The organism is Geomicrobium sp. JCM 19055, assembly GCF_000698185.1.
Lineage (GTDB): Bacteria > Bacillota > Bacilli > Bacillales > Marinococcaceae > Geomicrobium_A > Geomicrobium_A sediminis.
In genome coordinates this window covers 49,585-73,534 of the sequence record NZ_BAXL01000009.1, presented here as the reverse complement: position 1 = coordinate 73,534, position 23,950 = coordinate 49,585, and the positions used below count along the sequence as shown (strand labels likewise).

Genomic DNA, 23,950 nt, shown 5'->3' with positions numbered 1-23,950 from the left:
TTCTTTCTGTAAACAACCTAAGCATACACCACTTATAAATAAAAATTCGCCGTCGAAGAAAAAAAATCCCTTCTCATTCGACGGCGAATTTCAGAAAAAAAGCTCGAACTTCAGAAATTAAAAACAACGAACCGACAACAACGATCACATCTTGATCATCTGCTTCTCGTAACATTTCTTGAACAGCTTTATGGTTATTCATTTCCGCACAGGCATCAAACGACACTTGTTCAATGATCACTTTGGGATCCATTGCCCTCACATGATCAAAAGACGTAAACGTCACCGATGCAGGCTGTAACGCAATTAGTGGCTCCAGCATTTGTTGAATGTCTTTCTCTATGGTCATAGCTACGATCAAATGGAGCTTACGACCTTGAACGATCGTTTGTAAATACGACGACAAGCGTTCAATCCCTTCTGGATTGTGCGCACCGTCTAGCAATACTCTAGGATTTGAACGGACTAATTCTAAGCGACCTGGCCAAAACGCAAGTTCTAATCCTTTACGAACCTCATCTTCATTTACGAGATACTTGAATGATGAGAGCTCTTCTACAATTCGAATTGCAAGAAGTGCATTATCGACTTGATGAGCCCCGCGCATACGAATGGTAAGATCCGAATACGTCGACTGCTTCGTGATGACGCTAAATGTTGATCCTTCTTCATCTAGCTTTACAATGTGTACATTCAACTCATCGTGAACAATAGTGATCGGTGCCTTTTTTTTCTTGAGCAATTCTTCGAATAACACGAAGTGCTTCATCGTTGGCAACGGTCGTTACGATTGGAACGTTTTGTTTAATAATGCCAGCCTTCTCAAACGCAATATCCTCAATCGTATTGCCTAAAATGTGCATATGATCTTGTCCGACATTTGTGATGGCTGAGACGAGCGGATGAATGACGTTCGTTGAATCAAGTCGCCCCCCAAGTCCAACTTCAAAGATCACAAGATCAAGCTCCTTACCATTCGCAAAATGAACCATCGCAATGAGCGTCAAAATCTCAAATTCCGTTGCCGGACCGTAAGGATGATTCACTCGCTCAAGTGCTTCTCTTACTGAAGTCGCAGCAACTTTAAACTCTTCTTCAGAAATTGGGGTTCCGTTTATGCTAATCCGCTCTTCAAATTGGACAACGTAAGGGGACGTAAATGTCCCCACGTTGTATCCAGCTTGTTGCATGATTTGGCGCACATACGTAACAGTCGAACCTTTCCCGTTCGTTCCTCCAATATGAATGCTATTGATGGCACGTTCGGGATGCCCGAGATGTTCAAGCACTGCTTCAATTCGTTCAAGACCTGGTTTTATTCCGTAATTGCGATGACTCAAGAGCCATGCCATGGCCTCTGAAAAATTGTTCATGAACACGTTGACTCCTTTAATTACTTGAGTTTCGCGATTTCTTCTAGTCGCTCGTCTACTTTTTCACGTTTCATTTGATAGTCAGTGAGCTTCTCTTTTTCTGCTTCAACAATCGAATCAGGAGCGTTGCTTACGAATTTCTCATTCGATAACTTGCCTTCTAAGCGTTTAACTTCTCCGTCTAACTTCTTCTTTTCGCCTTTTAATCGATCAAGTTCTGCTTCTACATCAATCAAGCCTGCAAGAGGAATGTAGATCTCAACCCCTGTTAACACGTGTGATACAGCTTGGTCTGGTTCACTTAAATGTTCATCGATTACAAGCGTTTCCGGACTACAGAAATGCTCAAGATAATGTTTCCCACGAAGAAGTTGCTCACTCGCTTCTGTTGTCGTAGGCTTCATGTGAAGTGGAATTGGCTTTCTCGGTGCAACATCCATTTCTTGACGAGTGTTACGGATGGTACGGATGACAGCTTGGTACATTTCCATATCTGAAAACGCCTGCTCATCTTGCCACTTCTCTTCCACTTGTGGCCACGCTGCGATCGTAATTGACTCGCCTTCATGCGGTAAGTGTTGCCAAATCTCTTCTGTAATGAACGGCATAAATGGGTGTAAGAGGCGCAACGTTTGGTCTAGAACGTGTGCAAGAACAGACTTTGTCGTGTTTTGCTCTTGTTCATCTTCACCGTAAAGAGGTAATTTCGCCATCTCAATATACCAATCGCACACATCATCCCAAATAAAGTTGTAAAGAAGTTTACCAGCTTCACCAAATTCATAGCGATCCATTAATCTCGTAACTGACGAAATTGTTTTTTGGAGTTTCGCTAAAATCCAACGATCATGAGCCGCTGTAACAGTGCTCAAATCAATATCTTCTTTTTTGAACCCTTCCATATTCATAAGGGCAAAACGAGATGCATTCCAAATCTTATTTCCGAAGTTCCAGTTTGCTGTAACTTTGTCCCATTGGAATTTCAAGTCGTTACCAGGCGTTGTTCCCGTTGCAAGTGTGAAGCGAAGCGCATCAGCACCGTACTTCTCAACAACATCCATCGGATCGACACCATTGCCTAGTGATTTACTCATCTTACGACCTTCTGAATCACGCACAAGTCCGTGAATTAACACGTCTTTAAATGGACGCTCACCTGTAAATTCAATGCCTTGGAAAATCATTCGAGATACCCAGAAGAAGATGATGTCATACCCTGTAACAAGAACGTTTGTCGGGTAAAAACGCTTAAAGTCATCTGCTTCTGCATTAGGCCAACCCATTGTTGAAAATGGCCACAATGCTGAACTGAACACGTGTCTAATACGTCTTCATCTTGTGTCCAGTTTTCAAGGTCTTTCGGCGCTTCCTTCCCTACGTACAATTCTCCTGTTTCATTGTGATACCAAGCAGGAATTTGGTGCCCCCACCACAATTGACGAGAGATACACCAGTCACGAATGTTATCGAGCCACTGCAAATACGTACGCTCAAAACGTTCAGGAACGAATGTTACTTTATCTTCTTTTGATTGAAGCGCAATGGCTTCTTTCGCAAGTGGTTTCATATCAACAAACCATTGCGTCGATAAATACGGCTCCACAACTGCACCACTACGCTCAGAATGTCCAACTGAGTGAACGTGCGTTCAATGTCAAAAAGCACCCCAGATTCTTGTAAATCAGCAACGATTTTCTTACGACACTCAAAGCGATCAAGTCCTTGATATTCGCCAGCGTTTTCGTTCATCTTTCCTGCCTCATCCATGACGAGTACTCGTGGAAGTTCATGACGGTTACCGATTTCAAAGTCATTCGGATCATGCGCTGGTGTAATCTTAACAGCACCTGAACCAAATTCACGATCAACATACTCATCAGCCACAATTGGAATCTCACGTCCAACAATCGGGAGAATGACCGTCTTTCCGATAAGATGTTGATAACGCTCATCTTTCGGGTGAACCGCAACCGCTGTATCACCGAGCATCGTCTCAGGACGTGTAGTGGCTACTTCAATATGCCCGTCTTCGTCTTTTAACGGGTAACGCATATGATAAAACGCGCCTTCGACTTCTTTGTATTCTACTTCAATGTCAGACAAAGCCGTTTGTGCAGCTGGGTCCCAGTTAATAATGTATTTCCCGCGATAGATCAAGCCTTTTTCGTAAAGACGAACAAATACTTCTTTGACCGCGTCAGACAAGCCATCATCAAGTGTGAAGCGCTCTTTCGTGTAATCAAGAGACAGACCGAGCGTCGCCCACTGTTCACGAATAAACTCCGCATACTCATCTTTCCATTGCCAAGACACATCTAGGAACTTCTCACGCCCTAATTCTCGTCTAGAACGCCCTTCTTCTTTTAATTTCGCTTCGACTTTTGCTTGCGTTGCGATCCCTGCATGGTCCATGCCTGGCAACCATAACATGTCGCGACCTTCCATTCGCTTTTGTCTAGCGATAATGTCTTGAAGCGTAACGTCCCAAGCATGTCCAAGGTGCAACCGCCCCGTTACGTTTGGCGGCGGAATCACGATTGAGTGAGGCTCACCCTTATGTTCTCCTTCTTTTGATGCTTCAAAGTAGCCGTTGTTAATCCAATACGGATACCATTTCGATTCGGTTTGTTTCGGATCATATTTCGTGTCTAAATTGTTCGCCATTGTATTTCCTCCTTATTAAATTCAATAAAAAAACACTTCTCCTTAGGCAAAGGACGAAGTGTTCGCGGTACCACCTTTGTTTATGAACGATAAATCACTCATACACTCATTAAGAACTATAACGTAAGTTAACGTCTTCTCCTACTCTTGTTCAGAGAAGAATGCTCATGGGCGACTTCTGCACGTCTCCTAGTCAAAGAACCTTTCAGCCAAGGGTTCTCTCTCTGGATGAGGATTCCTGCATACTACTCCCAATCTTTGCATGTAATAGAATATCTTCTGTTATTGTACCGACTGCTCTAACATCCGTCAATACTGACCGTAAGAACGAAAAGGGGTGTTTATTTTGCCACGTTATTACGATCCTCCGCCCCACTATCCATATGGGAAAAAGAAGCGTCCCCATTGGGTATACAAATGGCGAGCGGCCGCTTTACAAATCTTATTACCGATCATCTGCTTTCAACTGTTACGTTTGTTGTTTTTTCCTACATTCTTCGATGTATTCATTCTCATTATCTTGATCTGTATGTTCTGGTATTTCCAAAAGTAACATCGTTCATACACGACAAAAAAGCAGCCACGAGGCTTAGGTTGAACTTTGCCTCATGGCTGCTTCTTGGTCTTCTTTAAAACGTACCATCTCAGATAAATAGCGAAGTGTATTTAACTTCACTTCCAACATCGCTGTCCACTGGTGTTCTGCATAGCGATTTGGATTCGTTCGATACAACTCAACAAACTCAATGACCGGGGTTGGCGTTAACATTAACGCTTTCAACAAAGACGTATCTGCCTCTCGCCAAACAGGACCATACGCTTCATACGTTCCGAAAATAGCTTGCTGGTCTAACGCATGAAATGGTTGGTTCCTTGCAATGTCTTGGTAAAAGTAAGCCAAGTCATAAGCCATATGATTCGGACCGCTTTCTTCCCAATTTGTCCACCACGCATTTCCATCTGCTGCAATAATACCATGGTCGAGTGAAGGCTGACCGTGACAGAATACGAAGCGATAACTGCCTTGGTCTTTCACGTGACGTACCCATTGCTGAAATCCAGTTCTACCCGCTTGAAACATTCGCTCTAAAAAAGGACCTGCATGGAGAAAAGTCATCGTAAACGGGGAGAGAAAGCGTACTTGTTCCATTTGATCTGCCATCTGTTCCATCGTTAAGCGCTGTTGATTCCAAAGCAGATCGACTTCTTGTGCGTATTCAGTCATCGCTTCTTCTTCAATAGCTTGCTCATTTTCGGAGAGCTTGTGATTTGCCGCTAAAATCGCGAGCAATCGCAACTCTTTAGACGGGGGAGATGTTAGCACTTGCTCCTCAACCCACGGTTCAAGATAATAGTCGGCACCTTCATGTTCAAAAATCGGAAAATCCCCTCTCGTGCCCGTCATGAGGGGGATAATTCCTTGAATACCAGCACGTTCTCCGTACCGTAAATGATGCAAAAACGTATCACGTTCTGAAACGGTGCGTTGCCAACGTTTCATTGCCATCGGTCCTTCAGGATGGTCGACTTTAATTACACGTTCACTCACCCAAGACCAATCACTCTTATCATTGGCAATCGCACGAACCGCTTCAGACCAATTCGGCTCAATCATGTTTCACTTGCACCGGGATGTATATGATTTCTCCTGCTTCTACATGATTTAAATCCATGTTATTCCAACGGAGAAGTTGTTGTACTGACAACCCGTAGCGTTCAGCAATCGTGTCAAGCGACTCATTTTCTTGAATGATGCACATTTTCATTTTCGTGAACGTTTCCCGATCACCTTTGTCTAACATCTCTGTCAAATACAGTGCGTTTTCTCGCTTCTTTTCTTTTACTGGCTTTTCAGCTTTGGGAGCTTCGTGCTCTTCTTCAACTTCATCTCTGTCTTCATCGTCTGTCAGATGAACATTTTCATCTTCCAATGCTTCTTCATACGCTTCACTTAACGCATAAGTTGCATCATCCGTTTCTTCCTCTCGTTGATGCAAGCGCACTGGAAACGACGTGTCTGAGTCTACTTCTTGCTCGACTTGATGAACATACGTATCTTCATGTTCCTCTTCAGAAACGATATGATCATCTTCAAGCTCTTCATCAACGTCGGCCGCTGTTTCTAATTCAGAGTCATCATCATACGACTCCTCTTCATAAGCTCGATACGTTTCTTCGGCCTCAGTCTCTTCTTCAAATTCATACTCTTCTTCCTCTACCTCTTCATCCGCTTCACGTGTTGCTTCAGTTTCGGTATCCGGAATTTTAACTTCGTGACTAAAGGTTGGAAATGGTTCAGGTGGATCGGCAATCGTTTTCTCCGCTTGATGCGTTTCTTGCAAATCTTTCATGCCACTAATCGTCACGTCTGCCGCCAGTTGGATACAACTAGGCTCAGGCAAATCATAATCAAAGCTATCCACTTGAACATAAATCTCATCCACACTTTGAATACGATTAAGTGGAATTGACACTTCAATCGGGAAGAAATGTTTTAACTCCCGTTCGCCATTTTCTGTCGTTCGGACGCTATCAATTCGATGAGGCTTTCCGCCACCATCATAATCTTGAAACACTTCTTCTTGCTCAAACGGAACATATTGCCCAAATAAATGCAAACCACCTTTAATGCTCACCTGATGCTCATCTTCCTCGATGAGAAGCTCTGGCTCCAGTTCCAGACCCAAAATCGTCTGAATCCTCTCTCCTTGATCAAGCCAGACTGATTCCTCTAGATTAAATGTTAGCGCAGAAGGCTGTTCTTGGGTCACAGACCGTTCCCCCTTTATCATAGAGTTGTTTGAAAAACCTACAACCATAGAAGACTATCCACGATGCTTACGTGCAGATTTTTTTGCGTACGCTATCAACGTATGAATCCAAACAGCAAAGTATTCGAGTTACTCTACAATAATGTCTATGCAAAAGACTCTCACTTCATACGATCCCATTCAAGAATAACGAACGAAAGGTCGAATTAAATCAGGAGTCCGTTTCTTTTTTAATAATCTATACTAGTGCCATGATTCCACTGCAGGCGGACGCTTGCACCCTTGGCACAAGTGCAACATCAGTGACTGTTACACAGTCACTGTGTTTTCTATGCCGCGGAGGAGCGTTCGAGCCTCCTCAGGCTTCGCCTTGCGGGGTCTCGACTCGCCCCTTCTTCCGCAGGCGTCACCGCCTTCCGTTCCAATCTGGGATATTCGTTATAAGGGGGCGATGCCGCATACAAAATCACACGGCAACCTTATAAAACGGAAGCGAAATTCATTCTTTTCAGTAATCTCACATCCGTTTTTTTTATTTACTTTTGTTTTCTTAGAAGCAAAACAGAAGTTTTTCAATGGCTTCTTTCATACGAACCAACCATTTTCTAAACTCACTTGCTATAAATCAAATGTGATTTTCATCAATAGATCTACTCTTATTCAACCACACCGTTTACACCCCTCATTCATCAAAAAAACCCGCCATCTGAGTAGACTCATGGCGGGTTACGTTTATTATCCTTTAATACGCGCAAAGACGCGTTTTGCGGCTTCGATCGTTTCTTCAATCATCTCATCTGTGTGTTTCGTACTTAGGAACATCCCTTCAAATTGTGAAGGTGCAATTGAAATTCCTTCTTGCATCATTTCTCTAAAGTATGCGGCGAACAGATCAAGGTCTGCTGTTTTAGCAGATGGGAAATCTCTTACGTGTTCGTTTGTAAAGAACAAGCCGACCATCGAGCCTGCACGGTTGAATGTATGTGGGATGTCATACATTTTGGCTGCTTCTGAGATTCCTTCTTCAAGACGCTTTCCTTGGCGTTCAAACGTCTCATAATCAGCTTCTGTTACTTGTGATAGTGTTTCATACCCTGCAGTCATTGCAAGCGGATTGCCTGATAATGTTCCTGCTTGGTAAATCGGACCGCTCGGTGCGATTTGCTCCATCACATCTTTACGTCCACCAAAGGCACCTACTGGTAAGCCACCACCGATGACTTTTCCGAGCGTTGTAAGGTCAGGTGTCACACCGAACTTTCCTTGTGCACAGTTGTAACCGGTACGAAAACCTGACATAACTTCATCAAAGATCAACAGACTACTATACTCAGTTGTTATGTCACGAACACCTTGTAAAAAGCCGTCTTCTGGAAGAACAACACCCATATTCCCAGCAACTGGCTCCAAAATAACGGCTGCAATATCATCACCGTATTTTTCAAAAACAAGCTTTAAGCTATCTAGATCATTATAAGGAACCGTTAATGTGTTTGATGCCGTTCCTTCTGGAACACCAGGACTATCTGGTAAACCGAGTGTAGCCACACCTGAACCAGCTTTAATTAACAATGAATCGCCGTGACCGTGGTAATTGCCTTCCATTTTGACGATCTTACTACGTCCAGTAAAACCTCTAGCAAGACGCAATGCACTCATCGTTGCTTCTGTACCAGAGTTTACGAAACGTACCATTCAACAGACGGCACGCGGTCAATGACGAGGTTCGCTAGTTTGATTTCCATTTCGTGGGACGCACCAAAGCTTGTCCCAAGTTCAGTTGTTTCTTTTAAACGTTCTACGACTTGTTCATCTGCATGACCTAAAATGAGCGGTCCCCATGACAATACGTAATCAATGTACGTGTTATCATCTTGGTCTGTAATGTAAGCACCTGAGCCTTTCTTCATGTATAGACCGTGATCCATCCCTACAGAGCTATACGCACGAACAGGGCTACTTACACCTCCTGGCATGAGTGGCTTTGCTTGTTGAAATAATGATTGTGATTGGTCAAACGTACGCATTAGTGACGTCCCCTTTCTGCATCTTCATTGATCCAGTTTGCTACATCTTTGGCAAAGTACGTAATGATTAAATCTGCTCCTGCACGCTTCATGCTCGTTAACTTCTCTTGAACCGTTTCTTTTTCGTCAACCCATCCATTTGCGGAGGCTGCTTTAATCATCGAATATTCACCAGATACGTTGTAGGCAACCACTGGAAGTAAACTTTCGTTTTTAACGTCTCGCATAATATCTAGGTAAGAGAGCGCTGGTTTAACAATTAAAAAGTCTGCACCTTCTTGAATGTCTGAACGGGCTTCACGAAGCGCCTCCATTCGGTTTGCAGGATCCATTTGATACGTTTTACGATCACCAAATTGAGGTGTACTATGAGCTGCATCACGGAACGGACCGTAAAATGCTGACGCATATTTTACAGCGTAAGACATAATCGGCGTGTTGCTAAATCCAGCTTCATCTAAGCCGTGTCGAATTGAAGCAACAAAGCGTCCATCATGTTCGAAGGAGCAATCACATCTGCGCCTGCTCGCGCCTGAGAAACCGCCGTTTTAACGAGAAGAGAAAGGGATTGATCGTTCTCGATCGTTCCGTCTTGGATCACACCACAATGACCGTGATCTGTGTACTGACATAAACATGTGTCGGCAATAACGACGAGTTGCGGGTGATTGGCTTTCACTTGGCGAATCGCTTGCTGCACAATCCCTTCTTCTGCATAAGCTTGTGTACCAACGTCGTCTTTATGCTTTGGCACACCGAACAAAATGATCGACTCAATGCCAAGACTGACGATCTGGTCAATCTCATCATCTAATAAGTCTAATGAATAGTGAAACACACCTGGCATTGAAGGTACTTCTTTTTTATAATTCTGACCTTCCACGACAAAAAGTGGATAGATCAAGTCTTCTTTCGAAAGCTTTGTTTCTCGTACTAAGTTACGCATACTGTGACTGCCACGAAGTCTTCGGTGGCGGTTAAATGCTTGTTGAGACATTGCGCTTCACCTCGTTATAAGTATTGATCAATGGCTTCTGCTAAATGTTGAAATGTATATTCACTCGGAGCAATGAGTTGTTTAAACTCACAATGCCTGGCTTCTCGTTTTGTAATCGGTCCGATGACAAAAGCTTGGCGCTTACTGTTCGTTTTTTTCCCTTGCAAAGCTATGATAAGCCTTCACCGCACTCGGACTCGTAAACACCATGGGTAGATTGGGTTATTCAGCATACTAAGCTGATCTCGAGTTAAATTCGTACTTGGTATGGTTTCATAAAACGCGTGTACGTCTACACGTGCACCTAATCCAGTCAGCTTGGTTTCTAGAAGATCGCGAGATTGTTTGCTGTTTGGAATTAGAACCCGGTCGCCCTTCTTAACACGTGGCTCTAACTCCTCGTACAAGCTTTCTGCAGTGAACCTTTGCTCAGGGTTAATCAAAACGGGATAGTCATAGTGCTTTGCTACATCTGCCGTCTTCTTACCGACTGTTGCAACCTTCACTGAAGACGGGAAATGTGTAGCTTTGTAATGGTCATGAAAATACTTTACGGCATTCGCACTCGTAAAAATAATCCAGTCATAGCGTTCCAATTCTATGGATGTCACATCGACGTGAATCGCTCGTTGCTGAACGAGGGGAATGTGTACTGCGTCAATTCCCTTCTGATGCAGTACACGCATTAATGGATCAGGTTCTACGTCTCCTTGTGACCTTGTGACGATCACCGTCGACTTCAAGAATCTTCTTGCTCCGCTCTAACTTGAGCTAGAATTTCTTTCCCACCACGTTCAAAAAGGTTAGCCGCAGCGATTTTACCGATTTGATCTGGATCACTACCTGTGACTTCATCTTTTAGTAACGTTTTGCCGTCCGTTGAAGCAATCAATGCCGTTAGTGACACTTGATCGTTATCAAGTAAGGTTGCATGAGCTGCCACTGGGACCGTACAGCTTCCTTCAACGTTTCGTAGGAATGAACGCTCTGCTGATACCGTTTTTGCCACTTCTTCGTTGTGTAAATGACGAAGAACTTCTTTTACTTCATCATCATCAACCCGGCACTCAAGACCAAGAGCCCCTTGCCCTACGGCTGGTATGCTAAGGGTTGGATCAAGAAATTCCGTAACGATCTCTTCGCTCCATCCCATCCGTGATAATCCAGCAGCTGCTAAAATGATGGCGTCGAAGTTCTCTTCTTTTAATTTTCGTAGTCTCGTTTCAATGTTCCCACGAATCCATTTTACGTGTAAATCTGGTCGTAATGCGAGGATTTGTGATTGACGACGCAAGCTACTCGTTCCAATAATTGAACCCTCAGGAAGTTCGTTAAGCGTTTTACCACTCGTTGAGATGAGTGCATCACGAGGGTCTTCACGATCACTAATGGCAGCTAGCGTGAAATCTTCTGGCAATACAGAAGGGACATCTTTCATACTATGCACGGCTAAATCGACTTCACCGTCACGTAACGCTTGCTCAATCTCTTTCACAAACAACGCTTTACCGCCTACTTTAGAAAGTGTTACGTCTAAGATGCGATCGCCTTTTGTCACGATTTTCTTAAGTTCAAACTCATAGGGTAAACCTAGCGATTCCAGCTTACTTAGTACCCACTCCGCTTGATTCACTGCTAAATTACTCTTTCTTGTACCGATTACAATCTTTCTCATCGTTTGAATCCTCCTAAGTACGGACCATAGCCCGTGGTTCAACATGAAAGCAACCAGAAAGCAAAGAGCCTTCCGGTTGTATCAAAAAAAAGATCTATACAGACATGTCTTTGGCATAACGATACTGCAAGAGTTCTTGCAACACTCTCGTTTCACCGTCAGACATAAACGCATTTCCATTCGCAAAAGATGAAGATTGGTTGCTTTGTAATCGCTCAACCTTTGCTTCTGCGACTTCATCGGAAAGACCAAAAATCTCAATAAATAGTGACAATGATTGCTCTCGATCGTCTTCTCCAGCCATTTCCTTCGCTCTCGTAATCGGCTCCTTCAGAAGCTGATTGACGATGCTCTTCGTATGCTTTGAAAGAACTTTACGTTCACGATCTGTTAAATTCGGCATTTTGCGTTCGATGCTTTCCATTGTTTCTGCTTGAATCATTAAGGCTTTATCACGTAGAGCTGAGATGACAGGAACTACTCCGAGCTGATCAATCCAATTCTTGAACGTTTCAATCTCAAGCGTCATCATCGCCTCAATTTGGATGGCAGCTTCTTTACGATCTTCCATATTAGCCGCAACGATGCCTTCTAAATCATCAATATCATAAAGATAAATTGGTTCAAGCTTGCCAAGTTCAGGATCTAAGTCTCTTGGAACGGCAATATCAACCATAAAGAGAGGCTTCGTAGAACGTCGTTCCATGATTGGTGCTACCATCTCTTGTGTGAGAACATATTGATCTGCACTCGTCGAAGAAATGAGAATATCCACTTCTTCAAGGTACGTATGAAGTTCTTCAATCGGCTTGGCTTCTGCTTTCATTGTCGCTGCAAGTGATTCTGCTCGTTCGAATGTCCGATTCATCACGGTAATGCTCGCTGCACCGTTTGCTTCTAGGTGCTTTGCTGTAAGTTCACTCATTTTCCCTGCGCCGAGAATTAAAATGTGTTTATTCGTAAAATCACCAAAGATTTGTTTCGCTAACTCAACCGCAGCATAGCTAATTGAAGCCGGATTATCGTTAATTGACGTCTCACGATGTGCTCGCTTTGCGAATGTAATCGCTTGTTTAAATAGCTGATTAAACACAGTTCCTGTAGCATCATTCTCTTGAGCAATCGAGAAGCTACTTTTCACTTGTCCAAGAATCTGAGTTTCGCCTAGAATCATCGATTCTAAACCTGTAGAAACTTTGAGTAAATGCTCAATTGCTTCATCATTTTCACGAATGTCTAATACGGATTGAAATTGTTCGGGCTGTACATCAAACCACTGTGAGATAAATTTCTTTGTAAAATGTCTACCTGTATGAAGTTGGTCGACGACAGCATAAATTTCCGTACGGTTACACGTTGAAATAATCGTGCACTCTAAAATGCTCTTCATATCTCGTAACATACTCAACGCTTTTGGTAATTCTTCTTCATCAAATGCAAATTGTTCTCGCAAATCGACAGGGGCCCTTTTGTAGTCGATGCTAGCAACGATTATATGCATATCCGTCTCCACCCCACTTTTCCAATCGCTCTGCTTAGTCTACGCTCATTTCCGTACTAAGAATATCTACAATCTATTATAACACGCATCAAAAACGCTCGGTTCACTCAAAATGTGAACAAGCTCTGACACAACACCTGATATTTTATCTTTTCCATTACAACATACAACGCACTGAACTGCAAATAACGTGCTCGGTTGTTACATTTTTTATTAGTGTACCGAATCTGAAAGAAAACATGTACAAAAGAAAAACGCAAACATTATCATCAGATAACCTTTGCGTTTTTCTTTTTGTTATTACACGTTAAGAAGTTTACGAATTTGTTTCCACGCCTCGTCTTTTCCGTCACCAGTTTCTGACGAGAACGGCACATACACATCATCTTCATCAATATCTATAATTTCAATGATATTTTTAATATGTTTCGTACGCTTCGTTTTATTGATTTTATCAATCTTTGTTAGAACGAGCATAATTGGTATTTCAAAATGCTTTAGCCAATCATACATTTTTAAATCGTCTTCAGAAGGGTCATGTCTTGCATCAATCAATAAGACGACACCCTTTAATTGTTCTCTTGATGTTATATATTCCTCAATCATTCGTCCCCAAGCTGCTCTTTCTTTCTTCGAGACTTTTGCATATCCATATCCAGGAATATCTACAAAATAACAGAGGTCATTAATATTAAAGAAGTTTAAGGTTTTCGTTTTACCTGGTTGTTGCGACGTATAAGCAAGTTTTTTGCGTTGCGTGATCGTATTAATAAACGATGACTTACCGACATTCGAACGACCAGCAAAAGCAAGTTCTGGCCAATTCTCTTCTGGGTACTGATCGGGACCAACTGCACTTATCTTTAATTCTGCTTTACTGACGTTCATCTATTACACCACCTAATGCATGAGCAATCACTTCATCGAAATGAGTGACCGGTACAAATTCTACCGTTTCTCGGATACTTTCAGGAACATCATCTAAGTCTTTTTCATTATCCTTCGGGAAAATGATTTTCGTAAGACCTGCGCGATGAGCACTCATTGATTTCTCCTTTAAACCACCAATCGGTAATACTCGGCCTCGAAGTGTCATCTCACCCGTCATACCGACTTCTTTTAATACAGGACGATTACTTAGCGCAGACAATAGTGCAGTTGCCATCGTAATTCCTGCAGAAGGCCCATCCTTCGGGGTTGCACCTTCAGGAACGTGAATATGAACGTCATATTTTTCGTGAAAACGCTCATCAATGCCAAACTCCTCGGCTTTCGAGCGAATATAGCTAAATGCAGCACGAGCGGACTCTTTCATAACGTCGCCTAGTTTCCCTGTTAGCGTTAGACCACCTTTGCCATTGGCAAGCGATACCTCGATCGCAAGCGTGTCGCCACCTGCCGTTGTATAAGCAAGTCCAGTTGCAGTACCAACTTGGTCCTCTTCTTCCGCTTTCCCATAACGATACTTCGGCTTCCCTAATAGCTCCGTAACAAGACCTTCCGTTACGATGACACGCTTCTTTTCTTTCGCAACGATCATTTTTGCTGCTTTACGGCAAAGTGTTGCAATTTGACGCTCTAAGTTACGTACCCCCGCCTCACGCGTGTAGTAACGAATGACTTTCAAAAGTGCAGCTTCACGAATTTGAATGTCTTGCTTCGTTAAACCGTGAGCTTCGATTTGCTTAGGAAGTAAATGATCCGTTGCAATCGCTTGTTTCTCAAGCTCTGTATACCCAGCAATGTGAATCATTTCCATTCTGTCTCGTAATGGCGCAGGGATTTTTGCGATTTGATTTGCTGTCGTAATAAACATGACATTTGAGAGATCGTACGTTTCTTCGAGGTAATGATCACCAAATTGGTTGTTTTGCTCGGGGTCTAACACTTCGAGCATTGCAGAAGATGGGTCTCCTCTAAAGTCATTCGCCATTTTATCAATTTCATCGAGTAAAAATACCGGGTTCATGACTCCTGCTTTTTTCATTCCTTGAATCATCTTCCCTGGCATCGCACCGACATACGTTCTACGGTGACCGCGAATCTCAGCCTCATCTCGAACGCCACCAAGAGATATTCTTACGAACTCACGTTCAATGGAGCGCGCAACGGATTTCGCGAGTGATGTCTTACCAACGCCTGGAGGTCCAGATAAACAAAGAATAGGTCCTCGTAAAGAATTCGTAAGTTGTTGAACCGCTAAATGTTCAAGAACACGTTCCTTTACTTTCTCCAAACCAAAATGATCTTCATTTAAAACTTCTCCGCATGAGCAAGATCAAGGCGGTCTTCTGTTTTCTCAGACCAAGGAATGGATGTTAACCAATCAATATAATTGCGAATCACCGAACTCTCGGCAGAACTTGCTGGCACGCGTTCATAGCGAGCGAGTTCTTTTAACGCTTTTTCTTCAACATTTTCTGGCATGTTAAGGGATTCGATTTTTGAGCGAAGCTCTTCAACTTCCCCACCTTTGCCGTCTTTGTCGCCGAGCTCCTTTTGGATGGCTTTCATTTGCTCACGCAAATAGTATTCTTTTTGCGTTTTCTCCATCGACTTTTTTTACACGTTGGCCGATTTTCTTTTCAAGACCGAGTACTTCTCGCTCGTTCTCAAGAATCTCAAGCAACTTCTCAAGACGTGCTTCAACACTAAACGCTTCAAGCAATGACTGCTTGCGCTTAATTTGAAGTGGCAAATGAGAAGCGACCAAGTCAGCAAAATATCCTGGGTCATCAATGTCTTGCACGGACTTTAACGTGTCTTTAGATACTTTCGTCGACAGTTTTGTATAGTTTTCAAACTGTTTAAGTACCGTTCTCATTAAAGCTGTTGCTTTCTCATCGTCAACATCTGAAGATTGTTCAGGAATTGTGATTGAAACATCATAGTACTCATCGTTTTCATTAAATTGTTCAATTGTCGCTCGCTTTAAGCCTTCGACGAGAATTCTCGTCGTCCCGTTCGGCATCTTTACCATTTGTTTAACATATGCGAGCGTTCCGACTTCATAAAGGTCTTCTTTCGCCGGTTCATCTACAGATAAGTCCACTTGGCTTGCAAGAATAATTTCTTGGTCTTCTACCATCACTTGCTCTAAAGCTCGTACTGATTTCGCTCTCCCTACATCTAAATGAAGCACCATGCCTGGAAATACGAGCACTCCACGCAATGGTAAAAGCGGAATCGATCGTCTTTCAGTTTGTCTAGACGTCAACGTCATCCCCCATTTCACATCAACGATCGCATCTATTCAAAAGTTTCTCTAATAGTATATACACAGACGGAGTTGATCTCATGATACCCATTGTAGCTCAACGGCTATCACGTGTCCACGAAGGCGCACAGTTATTGCGTTTTTACATTGATGTTGATTGATTTTCATCCCAAATGACATTCTCTGTTTTGTTTGGCTGCTCCGTTTTTAAAAGAACGGCATCAAACAATTCATCTAACGATGTGAGAGGGATGACGTTAATTCCTTCTAAACGATGTAAGACGGTTTCATCATTGTCCACTGGAATGTACGCCGTCTTCGCTCCTGCTTCTAATGCAGCTGCCACCTTAGAAGGCACGCCCCCTACAGGCTTTAACGTTCCCCAAATGCTTAGCTCACCTGTAATTGCAATATCATTTTTCACTTTAAACTGATGTACCGCCGAATAGATAGCAGTTGCAATCGCTGCCCCAGCTGAAGGACCATCAATTGGTGTACCACCAGGAAAGTTTACGTGAATATCATAACTATCAACTGGTACTTTCAATCGACGTAACACCGTCATCACGTTATCCACTGAACTTCTTGCCATACTTTTGCGTCGAATCGACCGCATTTGATTACCAGCATTTTCTTCTTCAGCAATTCCTGTAACGGTTAACATTCCTTTTTCAGGGTCTGTTTCTCTAGCAGTCGCTTCGATTTCTAACAACATTCCAAGGTCCGCTCCGTAAACCGCCAAGCCGTTTACTCGCCCCACTGCAGGTTTACTATGGATCATACGCTCAGGACGCCTCGTCAATCGGCTTGCATGTACAACCCATTCGATATCATCAACAAAGATCTCTTTGCGGTTTTCAGTCGTCGCAAGTCCCGCTGCAATTTGCACGGTGTTTACCGCTTCACGACCGTTTGTGACATACGTTGAGATCGTCTCTAGGCTTTTCTCATTCATCGTCATTTTTAAGCGTTCAGACGCTTTTTTAGCCACGATTGACAATTCTTTTTGTTTTAACGGTCTAAAAAAATACTTCTAAACACCTTGAACGAATGGCAGGCGGAATTTCGTCTGGCGTACGTGTTGTTGCCCCAATTAACCGAAAGTCAGCAGGCAAACCATTTTGAAAAATATCATGAATGTGTCTAGGGATGTTCATGTTCTCTTCGTTATAATAAGCACTTTCTAGAAAGACTTTGCGGTCTTCTAACACTTTTAACATCTTATTTAATTGGATTGAATGAAGCTCACCAATCTCATCGATAAACAACATGCCTCCGTGGGCTTTTGTGACTGCACCTGGCTTCGGTTGCGGAATTCCAGCCTGCCCCATCGATCCCGCTCCTTGATAAATCGGATCATGAACCGAGCCGATTAATGGATCTGCAATCCCGCGCTCATCAAAACGCGCCGTTGTTCCATCAAGCTCTATAAATGGTGCTTCACTCGCAAACGGCGATTGGCTATTTTCTTTCGCTTTATTCATCACCAGCCTAGCTGCAGCCGTCTTACCAACACCCGGCGGACCATAAATGAGTACGTGTTGCGGGTTTGGACCACAAAGGGCAGCTTCAAGAGAAAGAATGCCTTGGTCTTGTCCTATAATGTCATCAAGTCGTTGGGGACGTACTTTCTCAGCTAGTGGCTCATTAAGAGAGATCGACCGAAGCTTTTGCAGTTGCATCATTTCTTTTCTTGATTCTCGGTCTACACTCACCTTTTGCGTACGTTGATTCTTAAGTAAATTCCAGAAGTACAAGCCGATAACTACCCCAAAAAAAGACTTGTACGACCATGAAGATTGACGTCCAGTTCATAGTTCTCCTCCTAAATGAGCACAATCACTTTGATTCGTGCACGGCTTCATTTATCGGTAGTATGACTCTGGACGTTTGTCTCTATCCAAATAAAAAAAACTGCAGATTAGAATCTGCAGGTTATCTCTCGTTTAAGCACTTTCTTTCGGTTGAACTTGATCGAGTGTAATGCTTTCTCCGTCCTTGGTCGTAAGAATTGGAGATGCATCGTGCAATACACAGTCTGCTGTAATTTGGCAATGACTGATATTGTCTTGAGACGGTAAGTCGTACATAACGTCTTGCATAATTGCCTCAATAATCGAGCGAAGTCCTCTCGCTCCCGTTTTGCGCTCGATGGCTTTCTTTGCAATTTCACGAAGCGCCTCTTCCGTAAACTCCAACTCCACGTTGTCAATCTCTAGCAAGCGTTGGAATTGTTTAACGAGTGCATTCTTTGGTTTCGTCAAGATTTCAACGAGTGCATTTTCATCAAGCATACGAAGGCTTGAAATCACCGGTAAACGACCGATGAACTCTGGAATTAACCCGTAACGAAGAAGGTCTTCTGGCAATAACTTGCCTAAATAATCATCAGATGTCATTTCTCCGTTATCACCTTCAGAACCAAATCCGATAACTTCTTACCGAGACGACGCTTGACCACTTGGTCAATTCCGTCAAATGCACCACCTACGATAAACAGTACATTGCTCGTGTCAATTTGGATAAATTCTTGGTGTGGATGCTTTCTACCACCTTGTGGTGGAACACTAGCTGTTGTTCCTTCAAGAATCTTGAGGAGTGCTTGCTGAACGCCTTCACCAGATACGTCACGAGTAATTGAAGGATTCTCAGATTTACGCGCAACTTTATCAATCTCATCGATATAGATAATGCCTTTCTCGGCTTTCTCTACATCGTAATCGGCAGCTTGAATCAGTTTAAGTAAGATGTTCTCAACATCCTCACCTACATAACCTGCTTCAGTAAGACTCGTTGCATCCGCAATTGCGAATGGCACATTAAGAATACGTGCAAGCGTTTGGGCCATAAGCGTTTTACCGCTACCAGTAGGTCCAATTAGACAGATGTTACTCTTTGAGATTTCAACATCGTCTCCACTCGTACTAACCGTTGAATTCACACGCTTATAATGGTTATAAACAGCTACTGACAACGCTTTCTTCGCGCCTTCTTGTCCGATGACATAATCATCTAAGATTGCATCAATCTCTTGTGGTTTCGGAACAGTTTCAAACTCAACTTCTTCGTCCGTTCCTAGTTCTTCTTCAACGATCTCCGAACATAATTCAATACATTCGTCACATATATAGACACCAGGTCCGGCAACTAGCTTACGGACTTGGTCTTGTGTTTTCCCGCAGAAAGAACACTTCAACTGACCTTTCTCATCGTTGAACTTGATCATGTTATTCACCCCTCTATTGTATAATGTAGACTACACCGAATTGTGACCCCGCGTCAAATCTTTCGATTTCCACCATAATTATACTGCCCATTCTTCAACAGCTTTACGTGGAGATGTGAGAATTCATTCGTGATTTTACAAAAATTCCAAGAAAAAAAGCGGGCACAACAGTAGCGCCTCACACGATCAAACTATCGCTTAAAGATCATTATAACTGCTTTTGCGCTTGACTTACGCAACTGTTACAAATATAAACGCCAGGACCTGCGATCAGCTTCTTCACTTCAGATTCTTTCTTCCCGCAAAATGAACAGCTTAGCTCCGGGCGCTTCGTTGTTTCTTCAGTCATTTTGACTACCTTCTTTCTCAATTTACAGGAATATTAATAAAAGATCAAACCGTTTACCTTTTAATGAGATGGAAAAAGGCACGATGACGCTCGTGCCTTTTAATCCCATGCATTATTCTGCACTATTCTCTTCAACTTTATCAACTTTAACGCTTTGCTCAACAAGGAAATCAACTGCAGTTTGAATGCGAAGATCACCTTTAAGAGCCTCTACGCCACCTTGCATTGCAAGAAGTTGACGAATCTCTTCTTTTTCACGTTGATACATTTCAGCCATTTTGTCGAGCTCTTCTTCAACTCGCTCATCACTTGCTTCTAGGTCTTCAGCAACAGCAATTGCTTCAAGAACGAGGTTCATGCGAACACGCTTTTCAGCTTCTGGCTTGAATTGCTCTTTCATTCCTTCTGCATCTGTACCTGCCATTTGGTAGTACATATCCATAGAAATACCTTGAGATTGGAAGCGTTGCTCCATCTCTTGCATCATACGATCCGTTTCAGTCTTGATCATTCCATCTGGAATGTCGACTGTCGCGTTTTCAGTTGCTTTCTCAACGACTGCATCGTTATCGTGGTGCTCTTTTTCATGCTCTTTGTCTTTTTGGAGTTGCTCTTTCTTCTTCGCTTTAAGCTCGTCCAACGTTTCGACATCTTCATCGACATCTTTCGCAAACTCATCGTCAAGTGTTGGAAGCTCTTTGCGCTTTACTTCATGAACTTTCACTTTGAATACTGCAGGCTTACCAGCAAGGTCAGCTGCATGGTATTCTTCAGGGAATGTTACGTTAACGTCTTTTTCTTCGCCAGCTTTAGCACCTACAAGCTCTTCTTCAAAGCCTGGGATAAACTGTCCAGATCCGATCTCTAATGAGTAGTTCTCAGACTTACCGCCTTCGAACGGCTCTCCATCAACGAATCCTTCAAAGTCAAATACGAGTGTGTCGCCATCTTTAGCCGCATCATCTTCAACGACAACGAGCTCTGCATGCTTCTCACGAAGTGACTCTAATTCTTTGTTAACATCTTCGTCATTTACCGTTGTATCGAACTTCGGTACTTCAAGACCTTTGTACTCGCCAAGTTCAACTTCAGGTTTTACGACAACATTTGCAGTGAAAATAAGTGTTTTACCTTTTTCCATCTCTTTGATGTCGATTTCTGGCTGGTCAACAGGTTCGATGCCAGTCTCTTCAACCGCTTCAGAATATGCTTTTGGTAGAAGAATGTCTAATGCATCTTGGTACAATGATTCTACTCCAAAACGTGATTCAAACAATTGACGAGGTACTTTCCCTTTACGGAATCCTGGTACATTGACCGTTTTTTTTCACTTTATCAAACGCTTGGTCAATCGCAGCGTTGAATTCTTTTGCATCTACGTCTACAGTGAGGACCCCTTGGTTTCCTTCACCTTTTTCCCATTTAGCAGTCATTTATTGTGTTCCCTCCAAGTTTCATAGGTTACGCATCCATAATTACAACCATTACATTATAACATATTCGACCTTGTTTTCAATCAATGTCCGATAGAAAAACTTGCCTAAACATAAGTTTTCTATTCATTTGTCTGATGATGCGCTCGGAGAACTTCGACGACTTCTTGTAATTCCTGAACATCCGCATGATACGTGTGTGCAATTGTTTGAAGTTCGTCTGTTTGAACCATCCCAGCATACACCATCGCTTCGAAGTGGAGCGCTGCCGCATATGTATGAACATGAAAAGCTGGAAGTGCAAATGGATACTTATTAAACTTTACATACTCCCATAACTGCGTTGCCGTTTCGTAAAGTTGAGGATTTTCATTAAGGACGGTTTGTTCGAGCAACTGGATAAGCTTTGCTTCCTTTTCAGCCTCATAGTCTTCGAATCCCTTTAGTTCACTCGGAACGAACGAAAGCATACGATCGTCTTTGCTAACGGCAACTGACTCGCTCCAACCTTCATCTTTTAAATACAACAAAATCATCGTTTTTAATACTGGATTTTGTTCATCATCAGCGAGCACTTCTTCAAGGACTGATACCGACGCGGCAACACTGTATTGTTTAATCTGTTGAAAAGCACCCATCTTTTCTTCTTCTGAACCGGAATACAAACGCTTTTGCAGATCTTCAGGAAGCTCTTCTCGTTCTACTTGAACGTCTGATTGTTGTTCCATCCACTCGGCATTTGTCAATATTTGTTGCATTTGCATGCGCTCTTCATCACTGATCGTTTCACTACGTAAAGAACGGTTAATCCACGAAATGGCTTCTGACCAGCGATTGTTTTCAGAAAGGGCGCTAATGATGATTGAAACAACCTTTCCTTCTGATGAAGGTCGATTCTCAATCAAGACTTTGCCAAGTTCTAACACATCATCTGTCCGCCCTGCTTTTAAGTAAGCTAACAAACAGCCGTACCCCGCATCATAATGCGCGGGGTCGACGTCTAATAGAAGTTGGAACGATTCAATTGCTTCATTATAATTATTCGTCTCCAATGCAAGTAGCCCTTTTTTTGATGAGGTGCTCTTGCATGCCTGGAAACATAATCACTTTATTGTCTTGTTTACTCATCATTCATCCTCTATTCATAAACGAACATTAATCACGCCGTTCATTCTGTTTGTTCTTACCGAAGTAAAGCACACCGAGTAACCAGAATGCAACGGTCAATAATGTCGTTGCGATTAAAAATGGAACGGCACCGAAGTTTATAATGAGTGGCATCGCTGCTGCAGTTACTAAACCACCACCGACCATCGGTTCAAAGAAGATCTGTTTGTAACCAAACGCTTTCATCGCAGGCGTCTTTTGTTCAGGGTCAACGATCTTCATGAGCATGATCCCTGTCGCTGCAACACCCATTGACTGACCGAAGTCACCAATACCACGTTCAAACCAGAAATGTGGAATCATTCGTGGTGCTAAATAAATAAACATAATAACGTTTAAGACAACACCAACGACAGCTAAAATGATGAACTCCCATAAGTGGTCTCCAATCACTTGTAAACTAAGCGTTGCCAGCGCACTTACAATTAATAAGTCCAAAGCTGTATTCTGAATACGACTCACCATTTGTCGATCGACGATGTCGTTTTTATCATATCTCGTCATAAAGACTTGCACGATAATTCCACCGATCATCGCAAATGGAAACAGAGGGACATGGGCAATAATTTCTACACCGGTATCTAACCAAAGAACTTCTTCCACCCAAACTAAAGCTTCTAAAATCCAATAACCGATAAAAATTGCTAAACCGACAAGACCGATATGAAGCGCCAATGGTTCGATGGAAACTGTAGAAGTTGTCATTTGTCCCGCAGATTCACGACGATCTTGATCTAATATTCCTGTTTGCTGATCTACTGAAATGTCATCTGGGTGTTCAACGTTTCAGATTTCCCTTTTCTTGCAGCAATATTAAGCATCACTATACCGATGACGACACCAGATAAGATTCCGACGGTTGCTAATCCTACAGCCAGATCATAACCTTCCGGGAATCCTAACGATTCAAATGTATCTGAAAGACCTGCTGCAGTACCATGGCCACCTACGAATGAAATTTCAATTAAAGCACCTGCTGCTGGGTTTGTGCCAAACAACGGCGTTAAAATAACTAAGACGATCGCCATACCTACTGCATATTGGGCCCAAGAAATCGTATAGCCGAGCGCGACTTGTGGTCCACCGACTTTCCATATTTCTTGAAGGCGCGGTAATGCAAACCCAATAAAAAGACTGGCAAAGACGACGTTGATTAATAATCCTGGAAGCTCTGCCCACACCTCATAAATTCCCTCGGTAAAAATCCCGTAAGGCATGACTTCTTCGCCTGTGACTGCTGTAATAATTCTTCCAATAACTTCTGGCCCTAAAAGAAGTGCAAAGAAACCACCAAGCAATGAACTAGGTAAAAACAGTCGTTGAAAAACGGGAATCCGCAAACGGATCCACTTTCCAATAATAAGTACAATACTAATTACCATTAAGGCAAACGCGACAATTTCAACTGTCATTCAACCACATCCTATTCATTTGTGAACCTCGCTTCTCACACGTGTACATACGTATGTATGATACCTCTTTACCACTTCGTCATTCATTTAAAACAACATAATTCCGTGAGGATAAAAATGGAGATTCATCAAGTGAGA

Annotated in this window: 14 protein-coding genes, 7 pseudogenes and 1 other annotated feature; of the genes and pseudogenes, 1 reads left to right on the top strand and 20 read right to left on the bottom strand. The window is 42.8% G+C overall.

Annotated features, from left to right (window positions below; all coding sequences use genetic code 11):
• Window positions 1–73: 73 nt before the first annotated feature.
• From JCM19055_RS09390 to JCM19055_RS09380, 3 genes and pseudogenes are all read right to left on the bottom strand, one after another.
• Entirely contained in the window at window positions 74–769 is a 696-nt protein-coding gene (locus tag JCM19055_RS09390; RefSeq protein ID WP_081833580.1) for a glutamate ligase domain-containing protein, read from the bottom strand.
• Window positions 699–1,373: a folylpolyglutamate synthase/dihydrofolate synthase family protein gene (locus JCM19055_RS09385; RefSeq protein ID WP_052366146.1), complete on the bottom strand. Its 675-nt coding sequence runs from the start codon at window positions 1,371–1,373 to the stop codon at window positions 699–701. Before JCM19055_RS09385 ends, JCM19055_RS09390 begins: the two co-directional genes overlap by 71 nt.
• A 20-nt stretch (window positions 1,374–1,393) precedes the next feature.
• A pseudogene (locus JCM19055_RS09380) lies at window positions 1,394–4,037 on the bottom strand (valine--tRNA ligase).
• Window positions 4,038–4,083: 46 nt separating this feature from the next.
• Window positions 4,084–4,305, bottom strand: a binding site (T-box leader).
• Between the two features lie 78 nt (window positions 4,306–4,383).
• Here JCM19055_RS09380 and JCM19055_RS25370 point away from each other — a divergent pair.
• Entirely contained in the window at window positions 4,384–4,590 is a 207-nt protein-coding gene (locus tag JCM19055_RS25370; RefSeq protein ID WP_081831820.1) for a hypothetical protein, read from the top strand.
• A gap of 36 nt (window positions 4,591–4,626) precedes the next feature.
• On the opposite strand, the gene JCM19055_RS09375 is transcribed toward JCM19055_RS25370, so the two are convergent.
• The 17 genes and pseudogenes from JCM19055_RS09375 to JCM19055_RS29175 form a co-directional block, all read right to left on the bottom strand.
• Window positions 4,627–5,652, bottom strand: a complete 1,026-nt coding sequence (locus JCM19055_RS09375; RefSeq protein ID WP_042359543.1) for a hypothetical protein — start codon at window positions 5,650–5,652, stop codon at window positions 4,627–4,629.
• A complete protein-coding gene (gene spoVID / locus JCM19055_RS09370) occupies window positions 5,645–6,808 on the bottom strand; it encodes a stage VI sporulation protein D (protein WP_042359542.1) in 1,164 nt (387 codons plus the stop codon). The genes JCM19055_RS09375 and spoVID overlap by 8 nt, the downstream gene beginning before the upstream one ends.
• Before the next feature lie 735 nt (window positions 6,809–7,543).
• Window positions 7,544–8,835 (bottom strand): annotated as a pseudogene (gene hemL / locus JCM19055_RS09365) (glutamate-1-semialdehyde 2,1-aminomutase).
• Window positions 8,835–9,832 (bottom strand): annotated as a pseudogene (gene hemB, locus JCM19055_RS09360) (porphobilinogen synthase). Before hemB ends, hemL begins: the two co-directional pseudogenes overlap by 1 nt.
• 14 nt (window positions 9,833–9,846) lie before the next feature.
• On the bottom strand, window positions 9,847–9,999 hold the full coding sequence (locus JCM19055_RS27305; RefSeq protein WP_193745377.1) for a hypothetical protein: 153 nt from the start codon (window positions 9,997–9,999) through the stop codon (window positions 9,847–9,849).
• A gap of 15 nt (window positions 10,000–10,014) precedes the next feature.
• Window positions 10,015–10,575 (bottom strand): uroporphyrinogen-III synthase, encoded by a 561-nt coding sequence (locus tag JCM19055_RS23430; RefSeq protein ID WP_052366145.1) that lies wholly within the window; start codon window positions 10,573–10,575, stop codon window positions 10,015–10,017.
• Window positions 10,572–11,507, bottom strand: a complete 936-nt coding sequence (gene hemC, locus JCM19055_RS09350) for a hydroxymethylbilane synthase (RefSeq protein WP_042359541.1) — start codon at window positions 11,505–11,507, stop codon at window positions 10,572–10,574. The genes JCM19055_RS23430 and hemC overlap by 4 nt, the downstream gene beginning before the upstream one ends.
• A gap of 94 nt (window positions 11,508–11,601) precedes the next feature.
• A complete protein-coding gene (hemA, locus tag JCM19055_RS09345; protein WP_081833578.1) occupies window positions 11,602–13,008 on the bottom strand; it encodes a glutamyl-tRNA reductase in 1,407 nt (468 codons plus the stop codon).
• Between the two features lie 300 nt (window positions 13,009–13,308).
• On the bottom strand, window positions 13,309–13,896 hold the full coding sequence (gene yihA / locus JCM19055_RS09340) for a ribosome biogenesis GTP-binding protein YihA/YsxC (RefSeq protein ID WP_042359540.1): 588 nt from the start codon (window positions 13,894–13,896) through the stop codon (window positions 13,309–13,311).
• Window positions 13,883–16,231: pseudogene (gene lon, locus JCM19055_RS09335) on the bottom strand (endopeptidase La). Before lon ends, yihA begins: the two are co-directional and overlap by 14 nt.
• 136 nt (window positions 16,232–16,367) lie before the next feature.
• Window positions 16,368–18,040, bottom strand: a pseudogene (gene lonB, locus JCM19055_RS09330) (ATP-dependent protease LonB).
• A gap of 131 nt (window positions 18,041–18,171) precedes the next feature.
• Window positions 18,172–19,451 (bottom strand): annotated as a pseudogene (clpX, locus tag JCM19055_RS09325) (ATP-dependent protease ATP-binding subunit ClpX).
• A gap of 208 nt (window positions 19,452–19,659) precedes the next feature.
• On the bottom strand, window positions 19,660–19,800 hold the full coding sequence (locus JCM19055_RS25365; protein WP_081833577.1) for a ClpX C4-type zinc finger protein: 141 nt from the start codon (window positions 19,798–19,800) through the stop codon (window positions 19,660–19,662).
• A 112-nt stretch (window positions 19,801–19,912) separates the two neighbouring features.
• Window positions 19,913–21,233, bottom strand: a pseudogene (gene tig / locus JCM19055_RS09320) (trigger factor).
• Between the two features lie 122 nt (window positions 21,234–21,355).
• Window positions 21,356–22,285 carry a lipopolysaccharide assembly protein LapB gene (locus JCM19055_RS09315; RefSeq protein ID WP_042359539.1) on the bottom strand — a complete coding sequence of 310 codons (930 nt, stop codon included), beginning with the start codon at window positions 22,283–22,285 and terminating at the stop codon, window positions 21,356–21,358.
• A 103-nt stretch (window positions 22,286–22,388) separates the two neighbouring features.
• The gene (locus JCM19055_RS29180) at window positions 22,389–23,105 is read right to left on the bottom strand and encodes a hypothetical protein (RefSeq protein ID WP_265181988.1); all 717 of its coding nucleotides are present in this window, start codon (window positions 23,103–23,105) and stop codon (window positions 22,389–22,391) included.
• Window positions 23,106–23,155: 50 nt separating this feature from the next.
• Complete coding sequence (locus JCM19055_RS29175; protein WP_265181987.1) at window positions 23,156–23,812, bottom strand: sodium/glutamate symporter; 657 nt, start codon at window positions 23,810–23,812, stop codon at window positions 23,156–23,158.
• Window positions 23,813–23,950 lie beyond the last annotated feature (138 nt).

Excerpts from the sequence above, each read along its gene's own strand:
- JCM19055_RS09390 (WP_081833580.1), bottom strand. The coding sequence starts at position 769 with ATGAAGCACTTCGTGTTATTCGAAGAATTGCTCAAGAAAAAAAAGGCA.
- JCM19055_RS09385 (WP_052366146.1), bottom strand. The coding sequence starts at position 1,373 with ATGAACAATTTTTCAGAGGCCATGGCATGGCTCTTGAGTCATCGCAAT.
- JCM19055_RS09375 (WP_042359543.1), bottom strand. The coding sequence starts at position 5,652 with ATGATTGAGCCGAATTGGTCTGAAGCGGTTCGTGCGATTGCCAATGAT.
- hemC (WP_042359541.1), bottom strand. The coding sequence starts at position 11,507 with ATGAGAAAGATTGTAATCGGTACAAGAAAGAGTAATTTAGCAGTGAAT.
- hemA (WP_081833578.1), bottom strand. The coding sequence starts at position 13,008 with ATGCATATAATCGTTGCTAGCATCGACTACAAAAGGGCCCCTGTCGAT.
- yihA (WP_042359540.1), bottom strand. The coding sequence starts at position 13,896 with ATGAACGTCAGTAAAGCAGAATTAAAGATAAGTGCAGTTGGTCCCGAT.
- JCM19055_RS25365 (WP_081833577.1), bottom strand. The coding sequence starts at position 19,800 with ATGACTGAAGAAACAACGAAGCGCCCGGAGCTAAGCTGTTCATTTTGC.
- JCM19055_RS29180 (WP_265181988.1), bottom strand. The coding sequence starts at position 23,105 with ATGACAACTTCTACAGTTTCCATCGAACCATTGGCGCTTCATATCGGT.
- JCM19055_RS29175 (WP_265181987.1), bottom strand. The coding sequence starts at position 23,812 with ATGACAGTTGAAATTGTCGCGTTTGCCTTAATGGTAATTAGTATTGTA.